The sequence below is a fragment of the Staphylococcus ureilyticus genome, from assembly GCF_002902235.1.
Taxonomy (GTDB): Bacteria; Bacillota; Bacilli; order Staphylococcales; family Staphylococcaceae; genus Staphylococcus; species Staphylococcus ureilyticus.
Genome location: NZ_PPRL01000105.1, coordinates 1 through 8573 on the forward strand (window position 1 = coordinate 1; position 8573 = coordinate 8573).

At 32.3% G+C, this 8573-nt stretch carries 8 protein-coding genes and 1 riboswitch; all 8 genes read left to right on the top strand.

Translation table 11 applies throughout. From position 1 onward, the window contains the following. The first annotated feature begins 376 nt into the window (after positions 1 to 376). The 8 genes from xylB (at position 377) to CD150_RS10275 (ending at position 8466) form a co-directional block, all read left to right on the top strand. Positions 377 to 1864: a xylulokinase gene (xylB, locus tag CD150_RS10240; protein ID WP_073344741.1), complete on the top strand. Its 1488-nt coding sequence runs from the start codon at positions 377 to 379 to the stop codon at positions 1862 to 1864. A 155-nt stretch (positions 1865 to 2019) separates the two neighbouring features. Beyond that, positions 2020 to 2132: riboswitch (TPP riboswitch) on the top strand. Positions 2133 to 2207: 75 nt separating this feature from the next. Beyond that, the gene (locus CD150_RS10245; RefSeq protein WP_081370531.1) at positions 2208 to 2801 is read left to right on the top strand and encodes a thiamine phosphate synthase; all 594 of its coding nucleotides are present in this window, start codon (positions 2208 to 2210) and stop codon (positions 2799 to 2801) included. Between the two features lie 39 nt (positions 2802 to 2840). Further along, positions 2841 to 3041, top strand: a complete 201-nt coding sequence (gene thiS, locus CD150_RS10250) for a sulfur carrier protein ThiS (protein ID WP_046206950.1) — start codon at positions 2841 to 2843, stop codon at positions 3039 to 3041. 1 nt (position 3042) lies between these two features. Then, positions 3043 to 3810 (top strand): thiazole synthase, encoded by a 768-nt coding sequence (locus CD150_RS10255; protein WP_046206951.1) that lies wholly within the window; start codon positions 3043 to 3045, stop codon positions 3808 to 3810. Beyond that, complete coding sequence (locus CD150_RS10260) at positions 3810 to 4808, top strand: HesA/MoeB/ThiF family protein (RefSeq protein ID WP_073344916.1); 999 nt, start codon at positions 3810 to 3812, stop codon at positions 4806 to 4808. The genes CD150_RS10255 and CD150_RS10260 overlap by 1 nt, the downstream gene beginning before the upstream one ends. A 165-nt stretch (positions 4809 to 4973) precedes the next feature. Further along, a complete protein-coding gene (gene nrdD / locus CD150_RS10265) occupies positions 4974 to 6824 on the top strand; it encodes an anaerobic ribonucleoside-triphosphate reductase (protein WP_064209978.1) in 1851 nt (616 codons plus the stop codon). Further along, positions 6821 to 7354 (top strand): anaerobic ribonucleoside-triphosphate reductase activating protein, encoded by a 534-nt coding sequence (gene nrdG / locus CD150_RS10270; RefSeq protein WP_046206953.1) that lies wholly within the window; start codon positions 6821 to 6823, stop codon positions 7352 to 7354. The genes nrdD and nrdG overlap by 4 nt, the downstream gene beginning before the upstream one ends. Before the next feature lie 125 nt (positions 7355 to 7479). After that, positions 7480 to 8466: a choloylglycine hydrolase family protein gene (locus CD150_RS10275; protein WP_064209980.1), complete on the top strand. Its 987-nt coding sequence runs from the start codon at positions 7480 to 7482 to the stop codon at positions 8464 to 8466. Positions 8467 to 8573: the final 107 nt, after the last annotated feature.

Genomic DNA, 8573 nt, shown 5'->3' on the forward strand with positions numbered 1-8573 from the left:
GGTAATTGTTATTTATGCTTCTAAATTATTATTTTAGATAAATAAAAAGTTATATGAATTATCATTACCAATACGTTTAAGCGCTGAGATATAAAAATTAAATCTTGGCGTTTTTTATTTCAGTTTTTAGCAAATTTTTATGAATTAAAAAATCACTGATGTATTTAAAGTGCTGAAAATTTTAATGCCACTTTTCTTGCTATATCAAACTTAAACCATGTAATATCCTTGTTTGTCTATTGTATAAAAATTGAATCGAAAATATTTTATTTGTAAAAATAATTTTTATTTTCAAATTTATTGTGCTATAAATATAGCGTGAACGACATTTAAAATAAATAGTTTGAAAATAACTATAAATTGAAGGATGGTATATGTGAAAGAGATTGTATTAGGCATAGATATCGGTACAAGTTCTGTTAAAGCCATTGCTATTAATAAAAGAGGTGACGTTTTAGATAGCGTCAGCGAACCCATTGATGTTATTAATCAACAAACAGGTTTTAGTGAACAAAATCCAGATGACTGGTTTAAAGCTTCTAAAGATTGCATTAAGTACTTATTAAATTCTGTAAAGTTAGCAAATATGAAGGTCAAAGGTATTTCATTTTCTGGCCAAATGCACAGTTTAGTACTGCTTGATCATCAATTTCAACCACTTAGAAATGCCATTTTATGGAATGATACAAGATCCACTTTTCAATGCGAACAAATAAAACAGCAATTTGGTGAATATGTAATGGATAATCCTGTGTTAGAAGGATTTACATTAACTAAGTTGTTATGGGTAAAAGAAAATGAACCGATGATTTGGTCCAAAGCAAATGTGTTCTTATTGCCTAAAGATTATGTGAGATTTAAATTCACAGATACGATAAATATGGAGTATTCTGATGGCTCAAGCACGTTGTTAATGGATATAGCATATAAGTGTTGGAATAAAAAAATTTGTGAGTATTATGGTGTATATCAACTATGTCCCAATTTAATTGAATCACAAAAATTTGTAGGATACATCAATACTTCAATCGCAGATGAATTAGGTATGGGTGATGATGTGGCAGTATTTGCTGGGGGTGGAGATAATGCCTGTGGTGCATTAGGTGCAGGTGTTATTAACGATGGCGATACATTATGCAGTATCGGCACTTCTGGAGTGATACTAGCGTGTGATTCTGAGCATACGGGTACTTATTATCACAATATACATCATTTTAATCATGTACTCCCTGAAAAATCTTATGCGATGGGAGTAATATTAGCTGCAGGAGATAGTTTAAAATGGTTTCAAAAAAACATCGCTCCAAATTTAACTTATAGTCAAATTTTGGATGAAGCAAAACAATCTTCTATAGGGAGTAATGGTTTAATATATGCACCATATCTGTCAGGAGAACGTACACCCCATGGGGATAGTCAAATTAGAGGAAGCTTTATTGGCTTAAGCCGTATGCATTCGATTAAAGATATGGCTCGCGCGGTTATTGAAGGTATTACTTTTGCAATATATGAATCTATCTATTATTTACGTGAAAATGATAAAAAAATTAAAGAAATGACTTCTATTGGTGGTGGAGCTAAAAGTGATTTTTGGCTTCAATTACAAGCTGATATCTTCAACGCTAAAGTATATAAATTAAAGCATGAAGAGGGACCAAGTATGGGTGCAGCGATGATAGCAGCAAAAGGTGTAGGGTGGTTTCATGATACCGCTGAGATGGTAAGACAATTTATACAATATGATAAAGTATTTGAACCATGTATAGAAAACCATATGCAATATAAGCAGTATTTTGCAATATATAAAAAAATCTATGGTGATACCAAAAAAATAACAAAAGAATTATTAAAGTTATCGCAATAAAATTATGATATCCGTGCGATTATGTCGCTATTTCTTATGATATTTCCTGGAAAATAAAAAGCTTAAAAAATATAGACGGTTGAAAAAATACAGTTTTTACGTTAAATTAAACATGAAATAAACATAAAATGCATATCAATTAAATAGAGATAAGTTTAGACCACTGGAAGTGCCTTTATGACAAAAGGCTGAGACGAGCGTGATACGCTAGAATTCCTTGAACCTGATCCAGTTTGTACTGGCGTAGGAAAAGTGGCGTTATAAACCGTATTAGTCCGTTCATATTAACGTTATTTTTCCTATTTGGAAAAGTAACGTTTTTTTATTTTTAGGAGTGATTATAGTGATTATTGCGATTACCAATTATCATAAATTAACCAAGAAAGATAGCGCGAATTATTGTGAAATTGAACCTTATATTGATTATCTCATCGTCAGGTCACCGATGTGTACTTCTGAGAAGATTGAATGGATTAACCAACTAAAGCAACAACATTTTCCAAAAGATAAAATTATTATTCACAGTGATTATCGTGTACTCCAATCTTGCGGCTTATCACGCATACATTTTAGAGAAAATGATGAGCAAATCCGTGCTTTAAAACAACATTGTTCAGACATAAAAATAAGTATGTCTACACACAGTTGTCATGCAATTCAATATGCAGAAGATTTAAATTTAGATTTTGTACTTTATGGGCACGTATTTGAAACAAAGTCTAAAAAGGGGTTAACCCCTAGATCATTTACTGAGATCAATGAAGCATTGAAAAGTGATATTCCCGTAATCGCATTAGGTGGCATTAATTTAACAACTATGCCTCATTTGCCTAAGGGATTTCAAGGTATCGCAGGTATTTCTATTTTTAATCACTCAATAAAAACAGTGCAAGCGTTACACAGAGCATGGTTAAATTATGAAACAACACACAATTAATGATTTACTAATCAATAAGCGAGAAAGGAATGAATCATGATGCATTGCATTATTAATGGTGATAATTTCACATTTGAAAATCCTTTGAATATACAAGAGGTATTGCAAACACTTGGTTTAGACGAAAAAAGAGTGATTGTTGAACATAATAAAAAATTAATTAAGCAAAACCAATTTCAGAATCATATCGTTAATGATAAAGATTGTTTAGAATTATTAGAATTTGTAGGAGGCGGATAAGATGTTTAAAATAGGAAAATTTGAATTTAATTCAAGATTGTTATTAGGTACTGGTAAATTTGAAACAGAAGCCATTCAAAAAGAGGCAATAAATGCATCTGAAACAGAGGTGTTAACTTTTGCAGTACGTCGAATGAACTTATATGATGAGAAATTTCCAAACCCTTTAGCAAAAGTTGACTTATCAAATTTTGTTACTTTTCCTAATACTGCTGGAGCAACATCAGCTGAGGAAGCGATAAGAATTGCAGAAATTGCTAATCATGCCAATCTTTGTGACATGATTAAAGTAGAAGTGATAGGTGATCAGGAAACCTTACTACCTGATCCGCTAGAAACATATGAGGCGTGCAAGGTTTTACTAGAAAAAGGTTATACAGTGTGTCCTTACATTTCAAATGATGTTGTACTTGCTAAGCGTTTAGAAGAATTAGGAGTACACGCGATTATGCCACTAGCTTCACCTATTGGTACAGGAAGAGGAATAAACAACCCTTTAAATCTACGTTATATTATTGAACGCGCCAATGTACCCGTAATTGTGGATGCAGGGGTTGGATCACCAAAAGATGCATGTCATGCTATGGAATTAGGGGCCGACGCCATTTTATTAAACACAGCAATTTCTAGTGCGAAAGATCCAGGGAAAATGGCAGAAGCCATGAAGTTGGGTATTCAAGCAGGAAGAATGAGTTATCAAGCAGGGAGAATACCAGTTAAGTACACAGCGCAAGCTTCAAGTCCAACAGAAGGCATCGGATTTTTATGATGGAAAGATATTCTCGTCAAATACGCTATAAAAATTTTGGTGAACAAGGCCAGCGTAAACTAGCGCAAACACATGTGATGATTGTAGGAGCAGGAGCGTTAGGAAGTCATTGTGCAGAAATATTAACACGTATGGGGATTGGCGAGCTGACGATTATTGATATGGATATTGTAGAATTATCAAATTTGCATAGACAAGCCACTTATAGTGAAAACGATGCACAAATGATGATACCTAAAGTAGAAGCACTAAAAAAGCATTTGTTAGATATAAATTCTAATATTAAAATCAACACATTATACAAAGAAATAACTTGCACCAACATTGAACACATTTTAAGAAAATCAAATCCTGATATCGTCATGGATGGCATGGATCATTTTAAAATTAGATACTTGGTTAACGAAGTATGCCATAAATTTTCGATACCTTGGATTTATGGGGCAGCAATCGGAAGTCAAGGTACCGTTTATGGTATTGATTATAAAGGTCCATGTTTAAAATGTGTGCTCGATAAGATGCCAGAATCTGCAGAAAGTTGTTCTATTAATGGTGTGTTACCTACAGTTATATACCAAGTAGCTAGCATGGAAGTTTCAGAATTATTACGTTGGATAACAGCATCTGGATTCTCTCAAAAATTAATAACGCTAGATACTTTTTCAATCCAGTACCATACAGTGAATATCAACCAACTTAAAAATGACGATTGTAGCATTTGTGTACATCAGAGATATGATTTACTGAACCAACCTCAACATACAAACGTAGAATCTCAATGTGGTAATACATTTTTGTTTCGTTTCGATGAAAATATTTTTGAATATGCACATTACCTACCTGCCAAAATTAAAAAGGCCAATAGCTTTGCTAAATTACTTTCTTATAACGAAATCAATATTACTTTATTTAAAGATGGTCGTATGAATGTTTATGGCTTGGAAGATGAAGGACAGGCGCAGGCATTATATACACATTTTGCTAAAAGCATAAAATAGGACATTTACATTTCTCAAAAGCAAAAATTTTAGAATAAAAATTAAAGTTTCTTAAATCGTAACAAATTTGTGACATATTTGTTAACAGCTCTTCTCAACATTGAAACACTATATATTGTGGTATAAATTATGTTTATATACAATATATAGAAAAGAAGGGGTAAAATGAATAAATTAGAACAAAATTTAACGAAACTTATTACAAAAGATCCAACAGTTATTAACGAAAATGCTAATAAAGATAGTGCCACTTTTTCTACAATGAGAGATTTAACAGCAGGTGTTGTATCTAAATCATATGCTTTGGATTACTTATTACCTAAACATATAGCTGAAGCACATAAAAGTGGAGATATACATTTCCATGACTTAGATTATCACCCATTTCAACCACTCACTAACTGTTGTTTAATTGATGCTAAAAATATGTTGAAACATGGATTTCGAATTGGCAATGCATCTGTGACATCGCCAAAATCAATTCAAACAGCTTCTGCTCAGCTTGTACAAATTATTGCCAACGTCTCTAGTAGTCAATACGGGGGTTGTACCATTGATCGGGTAGACGAATTATTAAGTGATTACGTAAAATATAACGAAGCAAAACATAGAAAATTGGCACAACAATTTGTTGATGATACACATATTGATGCATATGTTGATTATCAAATCACCCAAGATATTAATGACGCAATTGAAAGTCTAGAATACGAAATAAATACACTTTATACTTCAAATGGACAAACGCCATTTGTCACTCTTGGTTTTGGTCTAGGTATAGATGAATATAGTAGAAAAATTCAACAAGCGATATTGAAAACACGAATAAAAGGACTTGGAAAAGACCGTATAACAGCTATCTTTCCTAAATTAGTTTTTTCTATTAAAAAAGGTGTGAATTTTAGTGAAGATGACCCTAATTATGATATTAAAAAATTAGCATTAGAGTGTTCTACAAAAAGAATGTATCCAGATATATTAAATTATGATAAAACTGTAGAAATTTTAGGTGATTTTAAAGCGCCAATGGGTTGTCGTTCTTTTTTACCAGTATGGAAAAATGAGCAAGGTGAAGCAGAAAATAATGGAAGATGTAATTTAGGTGTAGTGACGCTTAATGTGCCGAGAATAGCTATAGAATCAGATGGTGATATGGAAAAGTTTTGGGAAATCTTTCATGAACGAATGCAAATTATGCACGACGCATTAGTTTATCGCATTAAACGTATGGAACAAGCTACACCTGATAACGCTCCAATTTTATATAAAAATGGTGCGTTTAAACATCGTTTAAGTGATGAAGAGAGTGTTATGTCATTATTTAAAAACAAACGTGCTACGTTATCGATAGGTTATATTGGTCTGTATGAGGCAGCTACTGTTTTTTATGGCCCTGAATGGGAAAAAACCGCAAGAGGTAAAGCCTTCACCCTACAAATTTTAAAAGCTATGAAAGTTTATCAATTGGAATGGACTGAACGCTACGACATTTGGTTTAGTATATATAGTACACCAAGTGAATCATTAACAGATCGTTTTTGCAGATTAGATAGAGAAAAATTCGGCGATATATTAGATATTACAAGCAAGGGGTATTATCAAAATTCGTTCCACTACGATGTACGAAAAGATATTACACCATTTGAAAAGATAGATTTTGAGAAAGATTATCCATTTTATGCTAGTGGTGGTTACATACATTATTGTGAATATCCAAAATTAGACCATAACATTAAAGCATTAGAAGCGGTTTGGGATTATTCATATGACAAAGTTAGTTATCTAGGAACAAATATTCCTATAGATCATTGTCGTTTATGTGATTTTAAAGGTGATTTTAAAACAACTGCATCAGGATATCAATGCCCAGAATGTGGAAATAGCGACCCTAAAACCGTAGATGTAGTAAAACGAACATGTGGCTATTTAGGTAATCCAGTGCAACGTCCTACAATCGAAGGTAGACATAAAGAAATTTGTGCAAGAGTAAAACACATGAAAGACCAGTCGATATGACAATACTAAATATCATAAATGGACAAGGTTACATAGCCAAAATAGAGTCACAAAGTTTCGTAGATGGCGAAGGCGTGAGATGTAGTTTATATGTTTCAGGGTGTCCATTTGCATGTTTAAATTGTTATAACAAAGCAGCTCAAAATTTTAAGTATGGTGAGAAATTTAATATTGAAACTTTAAATGAAATATTAGAAAATTGCGAACCTGATTATATAGAAGGTTTAAGTATTTTAGGTGGGGAACCATTTTGTAACTTAGATATAACACTCAATTGTGCTCATGCATTTAGACAACGTTTTGGTCATAGCAAAACCTTATGGGTATGGACTGGATTTTTATTTGAATACTTAAGGAATGATCAATCTCAGAGAAATGAATTATTGAAAATTATAGATGTACTCGTCGACGGTCCTTTCATGCATCACTTATATAAACCCAATTTACCTTATAAAGGTTCATTAAATCAACGTGTGATCGATGTGCAAAAATCATTAGTCGATGGTAGAATCCATGAGTATATAATTTAACATTGTGGTTATATCTGTGTCCTGAAATTGAGGCGAATTGCTATTAATATGATATAAAGTTAATTACAATCATAATTAAGACAAAAATAGATTTAGCAAATTGCTAATAAAGGAGCGTATGAGCAATGTGTACAGGTTTTTCATTTATGTCTGAAAATCATCAAGCTATATTAGGTCGAACAATGGATTTTGTTTATCAATTAAAAGGTAATCCAGCGGTTCAACCACGCCACTATTACTGGGAATCGCGTGTAGAGTATAAAGGTGAAACATTGTATGGCTTCGTAGGTTCTGGCAGCGATATGGAAGGATTTTTATTTGGAGATGGTGTTAACGAGCATGGCGTTGGTGTTTCAGTACAATATTTCAGAGGCTATGCTTCTTATGCAAATGAAACTAAAGCAGGCTATATGAATATTGCTCAAAATGAAGTGATAAATTGGATACTAGGTTATAACAAAAACATAGCTGATTTAATTAAAAACGCACAAAATGTTAATGTCGTGGCACATACTTTGAACGATCTCTCTGAAGTTCCACCGTTACATTATCATATTTCTGATGATACGGGTAGAACGGTAGAACTCACTTTTGATAAAGGTCAAATAGTCGTTAATGACAATCCAGTTGCCGTTTTGACTAACAATCCTGATTTGAATTGGCATTATGAAAATTTAAGAAATTATATAAACATTTCACCACATAAACCAAATGAAAGAAATTTTGCTAATATTAATTTAAAATCATTAGGCAATGAAGGTGGCACCTATGGCTTACCAGGTGGATACACATCATCAGAAAGATTTGTTCGTATTGCTTACTTGAAAAATTATTTAGAAGAAGCAGCAAACAGTCCTGAACAAGACATACTTAACGCTTTTAAATTATTGGAAATTATGAGTATACCTAAAGGCGCAGTTAGAGATGAACAAAATGATTTACATTATACGTTATATCAGACGGTCTTAAATTTAACGACACGTACATTTTATATTAAATGGTATAACTCTAATAAAATTACTGAACTACATTTATCAGAAGATCTACTGAATAAAAAAGAAATGACTATTTTTGAGCCAACTGATGGATTAGCGATAAATCGCTTGAATTAAGATTTAAAGCGAGCACTTAATTAGAATGAATTTTAAACAATCAATAACTAATATGAGACACATAAAAAACGATCGTTTTTTATGTGTCTTTTTATGTTTAATAACAA